This window comes from Citrobacter sp. MGH103 (assembly GCF_001034475.2).
In the GTDB taxonomy this organism is placed as follows: domain Bacteria; phylum Pseudomonadota; class Gammaproteobacteria; order Enterobacterales; family Enterobacteriaceae; genus Citrobacter; species Citrobacter freundii.
This window is the reverse complement of record NZ_CP073043.1, coordinates 2,803,877-2,822,782: the sequence shown is the minus strand read 5'-3', so window position 1 is coordinate 2,822,782 and position 18,906 is coordinate 2,803,877. Positions and strand designations below refer to the sequence as shown.

The 18,906-nt window shown below is 50.0% G+C and carries 21 protein-coding genes and 1 pseudogene; 12 read left to right on the top strand and 10 right to left on the bottom strand.

The window, feature by feature from the left end; genetic code table 11:
- Positions 1 to 230 precede the first annotated feature (230 nt).
- Positions 231 to 716, top strand: coding sequence for an ATP-independent periplasmic protein-refolding chaperone Spy (gene spy, locus SK33_RS13625; RefSeq protein WP_003030629.1), 486 nt, complete (start codon positions 231 to 233; stop codon positions 714 to 716).
- A 353-nt stretch (positions 717 to 1,069) separates the two neighbouring features.
- On the top strand, positions 1,070 to 1,645 hold the full coding sequence (ves, locus tag SK33_RS13620; protein WP_003030626.1) for an environmental stress-induced protein Ves: 576 nt from the start codon (positions 1,070 to 1,072) through the stop codon (positions 1,643 to 1,645).
- On the opposite strand, the gene cho is transcribed toward ves, so the two are convergent.
- Together cho and nadE are read right to left on the bottom strand one after the other, a co-directional pair.
- Complete coding sequence (gene cho / locus SK33_RS13615; protein WP_003030624.1) at positions 1,605 to 2,492, bottom strand: excinuclease Cho; 888 nt, start codon at positions 2,490 to 2,492, stop codon at positions 1,605 to 1,607. The genes ves and cho overlap by 41 nt on opposite strands.
- A 131-nt stretch (positions 2,493 to 2,623) precedes the next feature.
- Positions 2,624 to 3,454, bottom strand: a complete 831-nt coding sequence (gene nadE, locus SK33_RS13610; RefSeq protein ID WP_032936096.1) for an ammonia-dependent NAD(+) synthetase — start codon at positions 3,452 to 3,454, stop codon at positions 2,624 to 2,626.
- A 200-nt stretch (positions 3,455 to 3,654) separates the two neighbouring features.
- Here nadE and osmE point away from each other — a divergent pair, with 200 nt between their 5' ends.
- The 7 genes from osmE (at position 3,655) to chbG (ending at position 9,567) form a co-directional block, all read left to right on the top strand.
- Entirely contained in the window at positions 3,655 to 3,996 is a 342-nt protein-coding gene (osmE, locus tag SK33_RS13605; protein ID WP_003030621.1) for an osmotically-inducible lipoprotein OsmE, read from the top strand.
- Positions 3,997 to 4,294: 298 nt separating this feature from the next.
- Complete coding sequence (gene chbB, locus SK33_RS13600; RefSeq protein ID WP_003840900.1) at positions 4,295 to 4,615, top strand: PTS N,N'-diacetylchitobiose transporter subunit IIB; 321 nt, start codon at positions 4,295 to 4,297, stop codon at positions 4,613 to 4,615.
- 87 nt (positions 4,616 to 4,702) lie between these two features.
- The gene (gene chbC, locus SK33_RS13595) at positions 4,703 to 6,061 is read left to right on the top strand and encodes a PTS N,N'-diacetylchitobiose transporter subunit IIC (RefSeq protein ID WP_048219031.1); all 1,359 of its coding nucleotides are present in this window, start codon (positions 4,703 to 4,705) and stop codon (positions 6,059 to 6,061) included.
- 54 nt (positions 6,062 to 6,115) lie between these two features.
- Positions 6,116 to 6,463 carry a PTS N,N'-diacetylchitobiose transporter subunit IIA gene (chbA, locus tag SK33_RS13590; protein WP_032936091.1) on the top strand — a complete coding sequence of 116 codons (348 nt, stop codon included), beginning with the start codon at positions 6,116 to 6,118 and terminating at the stop codon, positions 6,461 to 6,463.
- Between the two features lie 10 nt (positions 6,464 to 6,473).
- Positions 6,474 to 7,316: a transcriptional regulator ChbR gene (gene chbR / locus SK33_RS13585; protein WP_085951046.1), complete on the top strand. Its 843-nt coding sequence runs from the start codon at positions 6,474 to 6,476 to the stop codon at positions 7,314 to 7,316.
- Positions 7,317 to 7,440: 124 nt separating this feature from the next.
- Positions 7,441 to 8,796: a 6-phospho-beta-glucosidase gene (locus tag SK33_RS13580; RefSeq protein WP_003030616.1), complete on the top strand. Its 1,356-nt coding sequence runs from the start codon at positions 7,441 to 7,443 to the stop codon at positions 8,794 to 8,796.
- 12 nt (positions 8,797 to 8,808) lie between these two features.
- Positions 8,809 to 9,567, top strand: coding sequence for a chitin disaccharide deacetylase (gene chbG / locus SK33_RS13575; protein ID WP_048219030.1), 759 nt, complete (start codon positions 8,809 to 8,811; stop codon positions 9,565 to 9,567).
- A gap of 36 nt (positions 9,568 to 9,603) precedes the next feature.
- Here chbG and SK33_RS13570 read toward each other — a convergent pair.
- Positions 9,604 to 10,504 (bottom strand): annotated as a pseudogene (locus tag SK33_RS13570) (catalase); the annotation flags it as partial.
- Positions 10,505 to 10,644: 140 nt separating this feature from the next.
- Here SK33_RS13570 and cedA point away from each other — a divergent pair.
- The gene (gene cedA / locus SK33_RS13565) at positions 10,645 to 10,887 is read left to right on the top strand and encodes a cell division activator CedA (RefSeq protein ID WP_229235686.1); all 243 of its coding nucleotides are present in this window, start codon (positions 10,645 to 10,647) and stop codon (positions 10,885 to 10,887) included.
- Between the two features lie 63 nt (positions 10,888 to 10,950).
- Here cedA and tcyP read toward each other — a convergent pair whose 3' ends face one another.
- The 4 genes from tcyP to hxpB all read right to left on the bottom strand — a co-directional run bounded on the left by tcyP (position 10,951) and on the right by hxpB (position 14,737).
- A complete protein-coding gene (gene tcyP / locus SK33_RS13560; RefSeq protein WP_003030608.1) occupies positions 10,951 to 12,342 on the bottom strand; it encodes a cystine/sulfocysteine:cation symporter in 1,392 nt (463 codons plus the stop codon).
- Between the two features lie 135 nt (positions 12,343 to 12,477).
- Entirely contained in the window at positions 12,478 to 13,077 is a 600-nt protein-coding gene (locus tag SK33_RS13555; protein ID WP_086551139.1) for a metal-dependent hydrolase, read from the bottom strand.
- Between the two features lie 83 nt (positions 13,078 to 13,160).
- Entirely contained in the window at positions 13,161 to 13,922 is a 762-nt protein-coding gene (kduD, locus tag SK33_RS13550; RefSeq protein WP_046670573.1) for a 2-dehydro-3-deoxy-D-gluconate 5-dehydrogenase KduD, read from the bottom strand.
- 146 nt (positions 13,923 to 14,068) lie between these two features.
- Complete coding sequence (gene hxpB / locus SK33_RS13545) at positions 14,069 to 14,737, bottom strand: hexitol phosphatase HxpB (RefSeq protein WP_003030602.1); 669 nt, start codon at positions 14,735 to 14,737, stop codon at positions 14,069 to 14,071.
- Between the two features lie 167 nt (positions 14,738 to 14,904).
- On the opposite strand from hxpB, the gene SK33_RS13540 reads away from it, so the two are divergent.
- Positions 14,905 to 15,441, top strand: a complete 537-nt coding sequence (locus tag SK33_RS13540) for a YniB family protein (protein WP_003030600.1) — start codon at positions 14,905 to 14,907, stop codon at positions 15,439 to 15,441.
- Between the two features lie 64 nt (positions 15,442 to 15,505).
- On the opposite strand, the gene SK33_RS13535 is transcribed toward SK33_RS13540, so the two are convergent.
- Entirely contained in the window at positions 15,506 to 16,366 is an 861-nt protein-coding gene (locus tag SK33_RS13535) for a fructosamine kinase family protein (protein WP_003030598.1), read from the bottom strand.
- Positions 16,367 to 16,636: 270 nt separating this feature from the next.
- Positions 16,637 to 17,566, bottom strand: coding sequence for a 6-phosphofructokinase II (pfkB, locus tag SK33_RS13530; protein ID WP_003030596.1), 930 nt, complete (start codon positions 17,564 to 17,566; stop codon positions 16,637 to 16,639).
- A gap of 287 nt (positions 17,567 to 17,853) precedes the next feature.
- Between pfkB and SK33_RS13525 the strand changes: the two genes are divergently transcribed.
- The gene (locus SK33_RS13525) at positions 17,854 to 18,612 is read left to right on the top strand and encodes a DUF481 domain-containing protein (protein ID WP_003030592.1); all 759 of its coding nucleotides are present in this window, start codon (positions 17,854 to 17,856) and stop codon (positions 18,610 to 18,612) included.
- Positions 18,613 to 18,779: 167 nt separating this feature from the next.
- On the opposite strand, the gene yniD is transcribed toward SK33_RS13525, so the two are convergent.
- Positions 18,780 to 18,887 (bottom strand): small membrane protein YniD, encoded by a 108-nt coding sequence (gene yniD / locus SK33_RS13520; RefSeq protein WP_003030590.1) that lies wholly within the window; start codon positions 18,885 to 18,887, stop codon positions 18,780 to 18,782.
- Between the last annotated feature and the right edge of the window lie 19 nt (positions 18,888 to 18,906).

Below are 18,906 nucleotides of genomic sequence, written 5' to 3'. Positions count from 1 at the left end.
TCATAATCCTTTCAAAATCATCCTGTTGTAATTTTTTATTGCAACTCTGCGCAATTTATTCTTTTTTTCTTCATAATTGATGAAAATTTGTTTTTTATACTTTCACTGTTTTACCGTTGCTCTGATTAATTGACGCTTAAGCCGGTAAAGTTAATCTCGTCAACACGACATCACATTGCATAAGAGTCGCATGAGTGTCGTAAAAATAACTGAAAGAAAGGATAGAAATTATGCGTAAACTGACTGCTCTGTTTGTTGCCTCTACTCTGGCCCTGGGTGCTGCCAACCTGGCTCATGCCGCTGACACGACAACAGCTGCGCCAGCTGATGCCAAACCGATGATGCACCACAACGGTAAATTCGCCCCGCATCACGACATGATGTTCAAAGACCTGAACCTGACCGATGCTCAGAAACAGCAGATTCGCGAGATCATGAAAGGTCAACGCGACCAGATGAAACGTCCGCCGCTGGAAGAGCGTCGCGCGATGCACGACATTATTGCCAGCGATAGTTTCGATAAAGCGAAAGCCGAAGCGCAGATTGCGAAGATGGAAGAACAGCGCAAAGCAAACATGCTGGCGCATATGGAAACTCAGAACAAGATTTACAACATTCTGACCCCGGAACAGAAAAAGCAGTTTAATGCCAATTTTGAGAAGCGTCTGACAGAACGTGCAGCGCAGAAAGGTAAAATGCCACAAGCTGCCGAGTAATCGATCAGCGTCTACACTAAATCATTCATGCTGTGTTGCACTGATTGCCGCACAGCGTGAAACCAAACTCAAGACCGCCGCTCTTGTCCACAACACGTTTAACGATGTGGGCAGGATCGGCGGTTTTTTCTTTCCTGCCTATTGCACCGGACACACGACACGCTATTCTCCTGAAGCCCGTGAAAATTCTACCTGGATCAGCGCGTTATTCTTTTTTGCAAAACACCGGGTTCATCGCTAAGGCAAATCAACTCTGCTGCCGATAACAATAATCTGCAGGGTAAACATACCAATGATGATTTATGGCTGCCTGTTTACGGCGGGTTGCCGTGCTGCGTCTTTCTGGAGGGATGATGGAATACTTTGATATCCGCAAAATGCCGGTCAATCTGTGGCGAAATGGTGCGGGAGAAACCCGTGAGATTTGCTGTTTTCCGCCAGCAACACGAGATTTTCACTGGCGGGCGAGTATCGCCTCCATTGCAGCCAACGGAGAGTTTTCTCTCTTTCCCGGCGTAGAACGCGTGATTACCCTGCTGGAAGGTGGAGAAGTGACCCTGGAAGAGTCAAACACCTTCACACATACTCTGAAACAGCATCAGCCTTTTACCTTTGCCGGTGACAAGGTGGTAAAAGCGAAGCTGACAGAAGGGCAGATGTCGATGGATTTCAATATCATGACCCGACGGGATGTCTGCCAGGCGAAAGTCAGAGTTGCCGACCGTACGTTTACGACTTTTGGTTCGCGCGGCGGCGTGGTATTTGTTATCAGCGGTGCCTGGCAACTGGGCGATAAGCTACTGACCGCCGATCAAGGTGCAAGCTGGCACGACGGTAAACACACCTTACGACTGCTGGAGCGCGAGGGAAAACTGCTGTTCAGCGAGATTAACTGGATGCCGGGCCATTCTCCGGACGCAGTTCAATAATGTCATATTGACCAGACAGAACAGGCCGGCAGAGAATTTTGTAGCCATCATGGTCAAAGCCGGCCGGCATACGCGCCAGGGTAGCCGCTTCATCCAGCGTTGAAACGGCTCCCAGCCACAGCCAGTTGTTGATGATATGGTACTGTGTCATTTCAGCGCGGGTTTCCTGCAGCGCAATGGCATTGCTCCATGGCCAGCAAATCACTCTCACTCTTTCCAGCGCCTCTAACAGACGCAAATGATGGGCTTCATGACTCTCTTTCCCGCAGCACGCTCCGGCGCATCGCTTAAGCGCGGAGCGAAAACAGGCGCGCCCGCGACTCAGGGGTTCCAGCCCCAACAGGCCGTAGCACAGCTGCTGTTCATCCGCGAGGCTTTGCAACGCTTGTAGCGCTGCGCGACGATTGGCAAACAGGCCAAACAGATTGGGGGCATGGGAGAAATCAATATCTCGTGCGTAGACAACCTGAACAGTTCGGTCGGTAAGCTGCAAGGCGCAAAGCTGACGATTGCGCCGCAGTCGTTTATTAAACAACGGCTGTTGTTCTTTGATCAATCGCGCTTCCAGCAGCAGGGCACCAATTTCTCCCGCGGTACAAATCCAGCTAATGCGTTTGGCCTGACGCAGCATTGCTGCTTCGTTTGCGGTACGCAGATGTGCCATCACGCGGCTGCGAATATTGACGCTTTTACCAATATAGAGCGGCATAGTGTCGCTTTCACTGTGAAACAGATAGACGCCTGGCACGGCGGGAAGCGCACTCAAAAATGGACGCAGGTGCTCAGGATATTCATAGATTGCCGCTGCCTCAAATGTCAGGCGCGGGGCTGATTGACGCCGTACCACTTCTCACTCCGGATGCTGGTTATCCATCCAGTGTAACAGTTTGGAACCGATTAAAAAAGCGGCATCAGATCAGGAAAAGGGACCGGACAGCGGTGATCCCAGTGCTATCCGGCAATATGTGACTAAAAGAATTACGCTTTTTTCCAGAAGTCATCAAACACCGTAATCGGTGTGCGACGTTTGTGCTCGGTCTTCAGATACCAGCCTTCAATTTTTTTCGCGACGTCGGCAGCCAGCGTTTTTCCTTCCAGATAATCGTCGATGTTGTCATAGGTGACGCCTAATGCGGCTTCATCCGGCAGAGAAGGACGATCGTCTTCGAGATCGGCGGTTGGTGCTTTCTTATATAAATGTTCCGGGCAACCCAGCGCGGCAAGCAGTTGCTTACCCTGACGCTTGTTCAAACGGAAAATAGGGTTAATGTCAGTACCGCCATCGCCGTATTTGGTGAAAAATCCGGTGATGGCTTCTGCTGCATGATCGGTTCCCACGACAACGCCGCTGGTCATGCCGGCGATACTGTACTGAGCCTTCATACGTTCACGGGCTTTTTCATTGCCACGGACAAAATCGCTCAGTTCAATACCCGCTTCACGCAGGGCCTGTTCACTGGCCAGTACCGCACCCTTAATATTGACGGTGAGTACGCGGTCCGGTTGGATAAAGGCGATGGCATCCTGACAGTCCTGTTCATCAGCCTGAACGCCATATGGCAGACGTACGGCAATAAACTGCAGCGCGTCATTCCCCGTTTCTTCGCGAAGCTCGGAAATAGCCATCTGGCATAGTTTTCCCGCGAGCGTTGAGTCCTGCCCGCCGCTAATCCCTAATACCAGTGATTTCAGAAAGGGGTAGGTCTGCAGATAAGATTTAAGGAAATCCACGCTGCGGCGAATTTCTTCTTCTGCATTGATGTGCGGTTTTGCGCCAAGCGCCTGGATTATCTCTTGCTGCAGAGTCATTTAACCCCCTATGGAAAATGAAATGATCAAAAAAATGATGTGTTAAAATTATCGCGTTGAGGCCCAAACGACAAGGGATGCGAGCATCATTTTGTTTTAATAGAATTTTCCGAAACTGCCTAAGTATCATCTGATTGCTTGAAAAATGCGTTGTTGTGCTCCAGGCTTATATAACACGCTGAAATACAAGAGGACGGAATATGAACAAGAACCTAACAGGAATTCTGAGTGCAGCGGCTGTTTTGACTATGCTGGCAGGGTGTACGGCTTACGATCGTACCAAAGACCAATTTGTTCAGCCCGTGGTGAAAGATGTGAAGAAAGGGATGAGCCGGGCGCAGGTGGCGCAGATTGCTGGTAAACCTTCTTCTGAAGTCAGCATGATTCATGCGCGAGGGACATGCCAGACCTACATCCTGGGTCAACGAGATGGTAAAGCTGAAACCTATTTTGTTGCTTTAGATGACACCGGACATGTGATTAACTCCGGTTACCAGACCTGCGCAGAGTACGACACCGACCCGCAGGCGGCGAAGAAGTAACAACTGCTTATTGCCTGAGCATTCAGACGAACCGGCCATCGTGCCGGTTTTTTTGTGCCGAACGATCTTATTTATTGCCGCGAATTATTTGCCCGAAATGTGAGGGGGGTCATAACAACAGGTCAAGGAGAGACAATTTAGTTGGTCAAGGAAATACCATCAACTGGTGCAATCCCGTATACTCATTTCAGCCATCTAAAAAAGTAATTTAGCTGACGCAAGTTACCCAGAGCATGGATGCAGGTTATGGCTTGCGGAGTGTCTGGTTGACAGATAATCGCATATGAGGATCGTTTTAATGGAAAAGAAACACATTTATCTGTTTTGTTCTGCGGGCATGTCGACTTCATTGTTGGTTTCGAAGATGCGTGCTCAGGCCGAAAAATACGAAGTGCCGGTTATTATTGAAGCGTTTCCTGAAACGCTGGCCGGAGAAAAAGGTCCAACGGCCGATGTCGTGTTATTAGGTCCACAAATTGCTTATATGTTGCCCGAAATTCAGCGTTTGTTACCCAACAAGCCTGTGGAAGTGATTGACTCGCTGCTGTATGGCAAAGTCGATGGTTTAGGCGTGCTTAAGGCTGCTGTTGCAGCAATTAAAAAAGCCGCAGCAAATTAATTATTTTATTTTAATTTTTCCCGTCAAAGAGTTATTTCATTAACATTCACCGCAATTTTTAATTGCGGTATTTAAGGGTATTTTTCTATGAGTAACGCTATTGCTTCACTTGAAAAGGTACTCCTTCCTTTTGCTGTAAAAATTGGAAAGCAGCCACACGTTAATGCAATCAAGAACGGTTTTATTCGTTTAATGCCGTTAACCCTCGCAGGGGCCATGTTTGTATTAATCAATAACGTTTTCCTGAGCTTTGGGGAGGGGTCGTTTTTTTATTCAATGGGCATTCGACTTGATGCTTCAACTATTGAAACGCTGAATAGCTTGAAAGGCATTGGTGGAAACGTCTATAACGGTACGCTGGGTATCATGTCATTGATGGCACCGTTCTTTATCGGCATGGCGCTGGCAGAAGAACGTAAAGTCGACTCACTGGCTGCCGGGCTGTTATCTGTCGCCGCGTTTATGACCGTAACGCCTTATAGCGTGGGTGAGGCCTATGCCGTTGGCGCGAACTGGCTCGGCGGTGCCAATATTATTTCCGGTATCATTATCGGCCTCGCGGTCGCGGAAATGTTCACCTTTGTGGTTTGTCGCAATTGGGTCATTAAATTACCTGATAGCGTACCGACATCTGTATCGCGCTCTTTCTCTGCGCTGATTCCTGGCTTCCTTATCCTCTCCATTATGGGGATCATCGCCTGGGCATTGAACACCTGGGGTACGAACTTCCACCAGATCATTATGGATTCCATTTCAACTCCGCTGGCGTCGTTGGGCAGCGTGGTGGGCTGGGCCTACGTGATTTTTGTTCCGCTGCTGTGGTTCTTCGGTATTCACGGTTCACTGGCGCTGACTGCGCTGGACAGCGGTATCATGACGCCATGGGCGCTGGAAAACATCTCTATCTACCAACAGTTTGGTTCCGTAGATGCCGCGCTGGAAGCCGGTAAAACGTTCCACGTCTGGGCGAAACCGATGCTCGACTCCTATATTTTCCTTGGAGGTAGCGGGGCAACGCTGGGTCTGATTATCGCTATCTTCCTGGCATCGCGTCGTCCTGACTATCGTCAGGTTGCTAAACTGGCACTGCCATCAGGTCTGTTCCAGATTAACGAACCTATCCTGTTCGGTCTGCCGATCATCATGAACCCGGTGATGTTTATCCCGTTCATCCTGGTTCAGCCGATTCTGGCGGCGATTACGCTGGCAGCTTATTACTCAGGCATTATTCCACCGATTACCAACATTGCACCGTGGACCATGCCAACCGGTTTGGGCGCGTTCTTTAACACCAACGGTAGTGTCGCTGCTCTGCTGGTCGCGCTGTTCAACCTCGGTATTGCAACGCTGGTTTACCTGCCGTTCGTGGTGGTAGCCAACAAAGCGCAGAATGTTATTGACCAAGAAGAAAGCGAAGAAGATATCGCTAACGCATTGAAATTCTAAATTTAATCCGGCATGGCTTCACGGTCATGCCGGACTGAACCAGAGGAAAAAAGTATGTTGGATATCGAGAATATCGTCGACACGCAATCCGCAGCAGAAGAACTTGAAGAAGTGGTGATGGGCCTCATCATCAACTCCGGTCAGGCGCGTAGCCTGGCGTATGGCGCACTCAAAATGGCCAAGCAAGGCGATTTCGAGTCGGCCAAGGCGATGATGGACCAGTCTCGTCTGGCGCTGAACGAAGCGCACCTCGTGCAAACGAAACTGATTGAAGGCGATCAGGGCGAAGGTAAAATGAAAGTTAGCCTGGTGCTGGTCCACGCGCAGGACCACCTGATGACATCAATGCTGGCGCGTGAGCTGGTGACTGAACTGATTGAACTTCACGAAAAGCTGAAATAGCGAGGAGTGCATAATGCAGCTACAGATTAACGCACCGGAAATCAAAACCGTTTATGAACAGCAGCTGTTTAATGGCAAAAATTTCCATGTGTTCATCTATAACAAAACTGAGAGTATCAGCGGGCTGCATCAGCATGACTACTATGAATTTACCCTGGTTTTAACCGGGCGCTATTATCAGGAAATCAACGGTAAACGCGTACTACTCGAACGTGGAGACTTTGTCTTTATCCCGTTGGGATCGCACCACCAAAGTTTTTATGATTTTGGTGCGACAAGGATCCTTAACGTCGGCATCAGTAAACGTTTTTTTGAACAGCACTATCACCCGCTACTGCCATTTTGTTTCGTTGCATCGCAGGTCTATCGGGCGAATAACTCGTTTCTTACCTATATTGAAACGGTTATTGCATCACTTAACTTTCGCGAGAGCGGACTGGATGAATTTGTAGAAGTGGTCACCTTCTATATTATTAATCGGTTACGTCATCATCGCGAAGAGCAGGTGTTGGATGATATTCCGCAGTGGCTTAAAACCACCGTCGAGACCATGCACGACAAACGGCAGTTTAGCGAGAACGCGCTGGAAAATATGGTACACCTGTCCGCGAAATCCCAGGAGTATCTGACCCGTGCAACCCAGCGTTATTACAGCAAAACGCCGATGCAGATTATTAATGAAATCCGCATTAACTTTGCTAAAAAACAGCTGGAAATGACGAACTATTCTGTAACGGATATTGCTTACGAGTCTGGCTACAGTAGTCCAAGCCTGTTTATTAAAACGTTTAAAAAGCTGACGTCGTTTACACCGAATAGCTACCGTAAGAAATTAACTGAATTTAATCAGTAGAAATTATTTGCCAATAACCCATTTTTTATAGCTTGCCCAAAATAGCGTCGGGACAGCCACGCTATACCTGACATACGGGTTGAGCATAATACACGTCAGTGTTTTGACACTGAAGGGAGAAAGTATGAGCCAGAAATTAAAAGTCGTCACTATCGGTGGCGGGAGCAGCTACACCCCTGAATTACTTGAAGGCTTTATTAAGCGCTATCATGAATTACCGGTTTCTGAGTTGTGGCTGGTTGATGTCGACGGTGGAAAAGAGAAACTGGACATTATTTTTGACCTATGCCAGCGCATGATCGATAAAGCCGGCGTACCGATGAAGTTGTTTAAAACGCTGGATCGCCGTGAAGCACTGAAAGATGCTGATTTCGTTACCACCCAGCTGCGTGTAGGGCAACTGCAAGCCCGTGAAAAGGATGAACGCATTCCGCTGAGCCACGGGTATCTGGGGCAGGAAACCAACGGCGCTGGCGGGCTGTTCAAAGGCCTGCGTACCATTCCGGTTATCTTTGATATTGTTAAAGATGTGGAAGAATTGTGCCCGAATGCGTGGGTGATCAACTTCACTAACCCAGCCGGGATGGTGACTGAGGCGGTTTATCGCCATACGAATTTCAAGAAATTCATCGGCGTATGTAATATTCCGATCGGCATGAAAATGTTCATCAGCGACGTGCTGGCGCTGAAAGAGAGTGATGACTTATCTATCGACCTGTTTGGTCTGAATCATATGGTCTTCATTAAGGATGTTCTGGTCAACGGTGTGTCACGCTTTGATGAACTGCTGGACGGCGTTGCTTCGGGTCAGTTGAAAGCCTCTGGCGTGAAGAACATCTTCGACCTGCCGTTCAGCGAAGGGTTGATTCGTTCGCTGAAGCTGCTGCCGTGCTCGTATCTGCTGTACTACTTCAAGCCAAAAGAGATGCTGGCGATCGAAATGGGCGAGTACTATAAGGGTGGCGCACGTGCTCAGGTAGTACAAAAAGTAGAAAAACAACTGTTTGATCTCTATAAAAATCCTGAGCTAAACGTTAAACCGAAAGAGCTGGAGCAGCGCGGCGGGGCCTATTACTCCGATGCGGCCTGTGAAGTGATCAATGCCATCTACAACGACAAACAGACTGAGCACTATGTCAACATTCCACATCATGGGCATGTTGATAATATTCCTGCGGACTGGGCGGTTGAGATGACCTGTACGCTGGGGCGTAACGGTGCTACGCCGCATCCGCGAATTACCCATTTTGATGAGAAAGTGCTCGGCCTTATCTATACCATTAAAGGTTTTGAAGTGGCGGCGAGCAACGCAGCGTTGAGCGGTGAGTTGAATGATGTGCTGCTGGCGCTGAACCTGAGCCCGCTGGTGCATTCTGACAGCGATGCCGAAATTCTGGCGCGTGAGCTGATTCTGGCGCATGAAAAATGGCTGCCAAACTTCGCCGGGTGCATTGAGAAACTCAAAAGCGAACAACACTAACTGAGGTCGGCTATGGAACGCGTACTGATTGTGAATGCGGATGATTTTGGCCTGAGTAAAGGACAAAACTACGGCATTGTTGAAGCTTGTCGCAATGGTGTTGTCACCTCGACCACGGCGCTGGTTAACGGTGCGGCAATTGACCATGCGGTACAGCTGAGTCGCGACATACCTGAACTTGCCGTCGGAATGCACTTTGTTCTGACACTGGGCAGGCCGTTGACGGCAATGCCAGGCCTTACTCGTGACGGGGTACTGGGGAAATGGATCTGGCAGATGGCTGAGGAAGACACTCTGCCGCTGGATGAAATCTCTCAGGAACTGGCCGCACAGTATCAGCGTTTTATTGACCTGTTCGGGCGGGAGCCGACGCATCTGGATAGCCATCACCATGTGCATATGTTCCCGCAAATTTTCCCTATCGTAGCAGGGTTTGCTGCCCAGAAGGGGATTGCGTTGCGTATCGATCGTCAGGCGGTATTCCAGGCGTCTGACTTACCGGAAACCTTACGGACTTCCCAGGGATTCAGCAGCGAGTTTTACGGTGAGGCGATTTCTGAAGCTCTGTTTTTGCAGACGCTTGATGCGTCAGCCGATCGGGGAGAATCCTCGCTGGAAGTGATGTGTCATCCGGCTTTTATCGATGACATTATTCGTCAAAGTGCCTACTGTTACCCCCGCTTAACTGAGCTCGACGTGCTGACGTCTTCGTCACTGAAATATGCTATTGCGGAGCGCGGTTATCGTCTTGGCAGTTTTCTAAACGTGTAATTCCTGAGTTTGCGGCGCTTGATGCGCCGCATTTTTTTAGGCCGGAATCGTGTCTATTTTTCCGACGCGTGACCAGACGCGGTGCGCGGTCATCAGCGTCAGCAGGGTATCCATGAACTGTGTGTCTGCACTGTCCGCTTCCACCACGCCTTCTTCTCCTTCCTTTTTGATATTCAACGTTGCTTTAAACTGACGAGCATCGCCAGCCAGGGCGATAGGTTTCAAGTGCTTATACGCTTCGAATAAGTAATATCGGGCATCATCGTTCGTAACGATATCCGCGAGATTGCCACACGGAACGATAACCGCATCGACCGTCAGGGTAGATCCATCATCGGCAACTACATTCCCCATCCGGGAATAGAGTAGTTTGGCATGAACACCTTCGGCCTGTAGGGCTTGCATGATGGCGAGCAGATCGGCCGATTTCACCTGGTTATTAAGTAAAATGGCGACCATGCGGCCAGTTATCATTGATGGAATTCGGTTCATAGTTGGCCGGGTTGGTATCGATGTCCATGCAATGCATGCCGTCACGCTGGAAATTATGATACGGACAGGTTGGGCGATTAATTGGGATTTCATGGAAGTTGGGCCCACCCAGACGACTGATCTGGGTATCGGTATAGGAGAACAAGCGGCCTTGCAACAAGGGATCGTTAGTAAAATCGATGCCCGGGACGATGTGTCCGGGATGAAAAGCCACTTGCTCATTTTCGGCGAAAAAATTGTCCGGATTGCGGTTTAGCACCATTTTACCGACGAGTTGTACCGGAACCAGTTCTTCAGGTATCAATTTCGTTGGATCGAGCAGGTCAAAATCGAACTTGAATTCGTCCTCTTCGGGAATGAGCTGTAGCCCCAGTTCATATTCCGAATAATCGCCCGCTTCAATCGCTTCCCACAGTTCGCGGCGATGAAAGTCGGGAGCCCGACCTCAGCGGCGCAGGTACAGGCCGATGACGTAAAGCGCGATGAACCAGGCAAACAGCGCACGCAAGGCAGGACGTCAGGAAGCAAAATCGGCTAAGATAGTGGTTTTCTGATTTTTAGAATTTGTCTTTAGTGAAGCAACTGATTATGAAACCTCTTCGCCAACAAAATCGTCCGGTTATCAGCTATGTTCCTCGCGTGGAGCCCGCTCCACCAGAGCATGCGATTAAAATGGATGCGTTTCGTGACGTATGGATACTGCGCGGAAAATATGTCGCTTTTGTCTTAATGGGGGAGTCGTTTCAACGTTCGCCTGCATTTACGGTCCCGGAATCAGCGCAGCGCTGGGCTAATCAGGTTCGTCAGGAAAATGAACTGAGCGATTAATGGATATAAAAAAACCGTCGGAGCATGATACTCCGGCGGTTTTTTGTTTTTTAGCTGACAGACTTAGCGATGCGCCAGTTCGGCGTTATCGTCGCTGTCCAGAATTGTTTTATCGGTCTGCTTCAGCCATTGACTGGTCAGCGTACCGGCAGTCATGGAACCGCTTACGTTCAACGCAGTACGACCCATGTCGATCAGCGGTTCAACGGAGATCAACAGCGCAACCAGCGTGACCGGCAGACCCATAGCAGGCAGAACGATCAGTGCGGCAAACGTTGCACCGCCACCGACACCCGCAACCCCTGCGGAACTCACGGTCACGATACCAACCAGCGTGGCAATCCACATTGGGTCCAGCGGGTTGATTCCAACGGTCGGCGCGACCATTACTGCCAGCATTGCCGGGTACAGACCCGCACAACCGTTCTGGCCAATCGTGGCGCCAAAAGAGGCGGCGAAAGAGGCAATGGATTCAGGCACGCCCAGACGACGGGTTTGCGCTTCAACGTTCAGCGGAATTGAGGCTGCGCTGGAACGGCTGGTGAAGGCGAAAGTCAGCACCGGCCACACCTTACGGAAGTATTTCAGCGGGCTAACGCCGTTAATACCCAAGAGGATCCCGTGAACCACGAACATAATACCCAGACCGAGATAAGAGGCCACGACGAAGCTACCCAGCTTAATGATATCCTGCAGGTTGGAACCGGCAACCACTTTGGTCATCAGCGCCAGAACACCGTACGGCGTCAACTGCATCACCAGACGAACCAGCTTCATCACCCAGCTTTGCAGGGTATCGATAGCCACCAGAACGCGCTCGCCTTTTGGTGCATCATCCTTCAGCAGTTTAAGTGCGGCTACACCCAGGAATGCTGCGAAGATAACTACGCTGATAATCGACGTCGGGTTGGCGCCAGTCAGATCGGCAAACGGGTTTTTCGGAATAAACGACAGCACCAGTTGCGGAACGCTGAGGTCAGCCACTTTGCCAACATAGTTGGTTTCAATCGCGTTCAGACGGGCCGTCTCGGCACCACCTTGCACCAGACCTTCGGCGGTCAGGCCGAACAGGTTGGTCACCAGAACCCCGACCAGTGCGGCAATCAGCGTGGTAAACAGTAGCGTTCCGATGGTCAGGAAGCTGATTTTACCTAACTGAGAGGCATTGTGCAGACGCGCAACGGCGCTGAGAATAGATGCAAATACCAGCGGCATAACAATCATCTGCAGCAACTGGACATAACCGTTGCCGACAATGTTGAACCACTGTACGGAATCTTTAAGAACCTGGCTGTCGGAACCATAAATGGTGTGCAGGGCAAGGCCGAACACGACACCCATGATCAGACCGACCAGTACTTTTTTGGCCAGACTCCACTGTTTGTGACGGGCTTGCGCCAGCACGAACAGCAGCACTACGAACACGATAATGTTCGCGATTAATGGAAAGTTCATCCCCGTTCTCCTGATCTTATTATACGTATCACCGTTTAAAGGTGATTCTGTTGGCGCAAGATTAGCAGAACTGTGACTTGCCTCTTATATTCAAATGGAATTGTTTATACCGAAAATGACTTTTTGGCTGATTTATTAGTCAATCTGATGCGTTATGAAACGATTGAACTGCATTTGTAGCGTATTAATCATCTGCGAAGACCAGCGTACCGCGCTGTTCTCTTGTACGGTCTGCGGCATCCAGATTGCCCATGCGAACAGTGCCATGCACAGAAACCGCTCCAGTTGGTTGCCTTTTTGCGGCACGAGGATGGGCAGACGAAAACGCCAGCGGCAGGGCCAAAGCAGGGGAACGCCCGCCGGGGTCAGCATATCGGCCAGAATATGGCTGAGATAACCGAGAACCATACCTTGTAAGGCATCAGCCGGTATTATCCAGGTGTCCGGGACTTTCAGGTAAAACGTAGTCAGTAGGGCAAAGACTGCAAGCAGGCTATGCGTAAACCCGCGATGACCAAATGCCCGGGCAATGGGTTTTGATATCCACTTCAGACGCTGCCCCAGCAGGGATTTGGGATGATCAATATCCGGCAGCAGGCACGTTAAAATGGCGGAAGGAACAATATGCCACCAGTCACCCTGAGCAAGAACGGGCGTTAGCTCGGCATTCTTGGCAAATACCGCACAGGCAATAGAAAAAAGAAGGTGGCCTTCCGCCGTCATGATAAAACCCAATAAACTGTCGATTCATACAGTATAGGGGTTTTATACAGTAGGCGGAAGAGGTGACGTTGTAACCCTTTGTCACAAGTGCGCCATTACCGCGCCAGCCAACCGCCATCCACGGCTAGCGTATAGCCATGAATATAGTCAGAGGCGGGACTTGCGAGGAATACGACCGGGCCTTTCAGGTCATTTGGTGTGCCCCAGCGCCCTGCGGGAATACGATCGATAATCTCCTGGTTGCGCTCGCTGTCTGCGCGCAGCTGCTGGGTATTATTGGTCGCCATATAGCCGGGTGCGATAGCATTGACATTAATTCCTTTGGCCGCCCATTCATTGGCGAGCAGGCGAGTGATGCCCAGTACGCCGCTTTTTGATGCTGTATAGGAAGGGACGCGGATTCCGCCCTGAAAAGAGAGCATCGAGGCAATGTTAATAATTTTTCCGCCATTGCCCTGAGCCAGAAACTGGCGCGCCACGGCCTGTGACAGAAAGAAAACAGATTTGAGATTCAGATTCATCACGTCATCCCAATCCTTTTCGCTGAAGTCCAGCGCATCCTGACGGCGTATGGTTCCCGCATTGTTGACCAGAATATCGATCCGGCCAAACGCCGACACCGATTGTGTCACGATGCTGGTGAGAGCATCTTGTTGGCTGAGGTCGGCCTGAATAGCCATAAAACGTCGACCGAGGGCGTTAATTTTCTCTGCGGTTTCATGTGGTATTTTACGATTCACGCCGACTACATCGCAGCCCGCTTCAGCCAGCGCCACTGCCATACCCTGCCCAAGGCCGGTGTCACATCCAGTGACGATGGCTACTTTACCTTCGAGACGAAAAGCTTCCTGAATCATGCTCACCTCAACTATTTATGTCATTAACGCTTGCTCTATAGGGCAAGAATAGGAGAGGTTAAACAGAAATTCAATTAAAAATGAAACGATGTTTTAAAAATAAGGAACTGAGAAGGCGGGCAATACGATCATTGCCCGTTACAGGATTAGCCGCGCAGATGAGCGGCAGTAAGTTCGGTGAGCGAGGTTAGTTTGACGTCGGCAAGGACGAAGCGGGGATCGTCCTGATTCTCATGCGCTGGTACGACGATGGAACGCATACGGGCGGCTTTCGAAGCAATCATGCCGTTTACCGAGTCTTCCAGTGCTACGCAGTTTAATGGGTCAATGCCCAGTTTTGTGGCGCAATCGAGATAAACCTGCGGGTGCGGTTTGCTGTAGGGCAGTTTTTCTGCAGAAGCCAACGCGTCGAAGCTGCTGCGCAGATCAAACATGGTCAGCACTTTTTCCAGCATATGCAGCGGCGAGGCGGATGCCAGTCCTACTTTGATTCCCTGAGATTTGCACAACGCCACGGCTTCACGCACACCCGGCAGCAGTGGTTTTGTTTCTTCCACTAACGCAATGGCCCGGGTGATGATGCGCTCGGTGACCTCCTGACGTGAGGGACCGTTCCACGGTTGCTGCGCAAACCACAAATCGACCACCATATCGATGCGTAAGCCAAGGGTGTCGGGAAGTTCATGGCGGCGGGAGATATCAACGCCTAAACTTGCTATCACATCCAGTTCAGCCTGATCCCAAAGCGGTTCAGAATCGACCAGTAATCCATCCATATCGAAAATTGCAGCAAGAATTTGACGCGGGGTTGACATTACAACCTCTCCTTTACGGTGATAAAAGGGATTAAGAGCCAGTCATAACAGGCTCTGAGCGTTCATTATGGCTAATTCAGCAGTATACCGCCTTTAAAGATCAGGCGAAAACGGTTATCAACGGGTAAACTTAGGCCAAAATGACACGTCTTTATCAAGGGGAACTCATGACGTATCAACAAGCTGGACGCATTGCCGTCTTGAAAAGGCTGGCGGGATGGGTAATTTTCATTCCCGCGCTGATTTCAACACTGGTTTCTGTACTGAAATTTATGTATGCGCACAGCGAAAAGCAGGAGGGAATTAACGCGGTCATGCTCGATTTTGCTCACGTGATGATCGATATGATGCGGGTTAATACACCTTTTCTTAACGTGTTCTGGTATAACTCGCCAACACCCGATTTTCAAAGTGGACTGAATCTCGTTTTTTGGCTGATATTCATCCTGATTTTTATCGGTCTGGCGTTGCAGGATTCAGGCGCCAGAATGAGCCGCCAGGCACGTTTCTTACGCGAAGGCGTTGAGGATCAACTGATTCTGGAACAGGCAAAAGGCAGTGAAGGATTATCCCGCGAGCAACTTGAATCGCGAATTGTAGTACCGCACCATACGATCTTCTTACAAATTTTCCCGCTTTATATTTTGCCGGTGATCGTTATCGTGATCGGCTACTTCTTCTTCTCATTGCTGGGCTTTTTGTAAGTGCCGCTCTATCGGGCCTGCCACGTTGCGAAACGGCAGGCCTGATAATCAACGCGGTACGTAGCTAAGCAGCGAGTAATCTATCCAGCGCTTTCTGCGCCACAACCAGATGCTGCCCTCCGAACAGAATTGCTCGATTCAGCAGCGTATAGAGCTGGTAGATTGGCTGCCTGTCGAGAAAGTCCAGCGGTAGTGGTGAGACAGACTGGTAACCGTCATAAATTTGCGGCGGCTGATCGGTATGCAACGGCAGCATTGCCAGGTCACACTCTCTGTCCCCCCAGTAGCAGGCAGGGTCAAAGATGTACGGACCGTTAGGACCGAGGGCGCAGTTCCCGGACCACAAATCACCGTGCAGGAGAGACGGCTGCGGCTGATGAGAAGAGAGACGTTGCTGGACATGTTCGACGATGGCATCAATATTGCCAAACGCAATGCCTTTTTCAGCGGCGAGTTCCAGTTGCCAGCCTATTCGCTGCTCGGCGAAAAAGGTTGACCAGCGACGTTGCCAGGTATTGGGCTGCGGCGTGGTAGAGAGCGCGTTATCGAAGTCGAGGCCAAACTGAGGCTGGTCGCTCCATTCGTGCAAATGCGCAAGCTGTTGACCGAGGATAAACGCGTTATGCGCATCAAGCGGACGGGGAGGGAGGAAATCCATCACCAGAAAGCTGTAATCTCTGTCTGCGCCTACTGCCCAGACTTTCGGTACAGATACAGTTTGACTGCGGGAAAGTAGCTCCAGCTGATCGGCTTCTGCCGTAAAGCCGGTTAACAGCTCTCTTTCATCGCATTTGACGAAAAAATCTCGCCCCGCATAGCGTAAATGCCATGCGGCGTGAATCTCTCCGCCGGGCAGTTCATTACGCAGTTCGATTTCGCCTTCACCTAATTGCTCGCTTAAAAGACGACTGATAGCCTGCCACATGATGTCTCTCCCCATGTTGTCTGCCAGATCATAAGGTTAGCGCAAGAATGCGGTTAAAAAACACGAACTGACGCACACCACGGACGCGTCATCGCTGGAAAGGCACTTAATGTTTGTCGCTCTTCTTCACCCCGTACCGTTGTGGAGACGTCTGACTGCACATGATTCACTTCTTTGTAATCACGTGATTTTTTATCATAGTCGCATAACATCCATGCTGACAGTTTTACGCGAGAATCCCTCTTTCTCTTCATAAGAGGGACGGTGTCATTACTGAGTGAGATACGAATAAATTTTTTGCGTGTCGTCCAAAGAGCACAGGCGCGTACCCTGATTGAGCGTTGCTGCGCTACCTGCGGCGACGCCGTAACGGACAATATCCTCAAAAGGTGCATTCTCAGCCAGTTTAAGCGTCATGGCCCCGACCATGCTGTCGCCCGCGCCTACGGTGCTTTGACTTTTCACCGGTGGCGGAACCACCTGAACGCAGGTTTCTCGATCTACGCCCAGCGCCCCTTGCGGCCCAAGCGAGACCACAACGCGGTGCGCTTTCCCACTATGTACGATTTCCTGCGCGGCCTTGCGCACATCATCGGGCTGTGTCAGTTCGCGGTTTACCAGCGCACTCAGTTCTTTGAGGTTGGGTTTGACCAGTTCGATATTGCCGATGGCTAACGCCGCCGTCAGTGCTTCGCCTGAACTGTCGACAATACAGCGGATCCCCTGTTTTTGTGCGGTGGTAATCAGTCGGGTCAACTTCTCAAGCTGTACGCCGGGCGGCAAACTACCGCTGATGACCAGCAATGCACCAGATTCAATTTCCAGCACCTGATCCTGAAGTTGGTAGAACTCGTCATCGGTCAGCGCAGCGCCAGGCATGACAAAACGATACTGTTCGCCGCTGGACTCAATGTGGACATGAAGATTTTGTCGGGTCCAGTCTTTGGCTTCGACGGTGGATACGGGAACATTTTCGTCGGCGAGCAATGCAACAAGATGCTCTCCGGTTGCACCCCCCGCGGGGAAAATCGCCGTTGCGGTTCCGCCAAGATGGGCAATTGCGCGAGCGACGTTGATGCCGCCGCCGCCGGGTTCAAAAACCGGCGAGGTACAACGAAGCTTACCTTCCGGGTAAATTTGCGGGGTGATTGTTGCGCTATCGAGAGAGGGCGCAAGTGTTAACGTATAGATACGTACCATCTTTACCTCCTGTTAGGCTGTCCTCAGTCTGGCACTTAACCTCCCGAAAGTGAAGTAATTAACAACATGATTTTTCATATCTTTATTTAAAATTATCGTCATAAAGTTATATAAATAAAATAAAGGTTTAGGAACGCTCTTATTCAAAAAATGAAATAAGAATTTATTGCTATGTTATTCGAGTCTTTTTATAATTTGTTACCTTTCAAGGGTCTTTTGTCATTGATCCATATGAAAGTTTCCGAGACCGTAATGGTCTCTTTTTTTGTTGTACGGACTCTTAATAAATGAAGCTTTTGAAGACAGTGCCCGCAGCATTACTGCTGACGGGGGGCCTGCTTGCGTCAATGCATGCTGCCGCCGATGATTCCGTTTTTACTGTCATGGATGACCCTTCCAGCGCGAAAAAACCCTTTGAAGGTAACCTGAACGCGGGATATCTCGCCCAGTCAGGCAACACAAAAAGTTCTTCTTTAACCGCAGACACCACCATGACCTGGTACGGTGAAACCACGGCGTGGTCTCTGTGGGGAAATGCCAGCAATACCTCCTCAAATGATGAGCGTTCATCAGAGAAATATGCCGTAGGTGGTCGTAGTCGTTACAACATGACTGACTATGACTATCTCTTTGGGCAGGCAAGCTGGTTGACCGACCGTTACAACGGCTATCGCGAGCGTGACGTGCTGACCGCCGGTTATGGTCGTCAGTTCCTTAACGGGCCAGTACATAGCTTCCGTTTTGAATTCGGTCCTGGCGTGCGCTATGACGAGCATACGGATGGCACCACCGAAACACAGCCGCTGGGCTATGCGTCCGGGGCCTATGCGTGGCAGATGACGGACAATACTAAATTTACGCAAGGCGTGTCGGTATTCGGTGCGGACGATACAACGCTCAACTCTGAAACGGCCTTGAACGTTGCCATCAACGAACACTTTGGGTTAAAGGTGGCTTACAACGTCACCTGGAACTCTGAACCACCGGCAACAGCGCCGGAACATACCGATCGTCGTACTACTGTTTCACTCGGCTACCGGATGTAATGACAAACCGGGTCAAATAATTGGCCCGGCTTTTATCTATTAAAGTTAAGGTTATTTAATTGATAATCTGTGTTTTATTTTTAGTACTTATCAATAACGCGCTATTTTTCAGACGAATTCGATTTAATTGATAAATAAACGAAACTGGAATAGCGGGTGAGCGTCATTTAACCCCAGATCATCGCTGCCCAACGTAGCATTAGCATTGCTGCACAAATAACGAGCAGGATCACAACCATCTTCCAGTGTTTCTTTGCAAAGCGATTTGTTGGCATTGTTCTTTTCCTGCTCAGA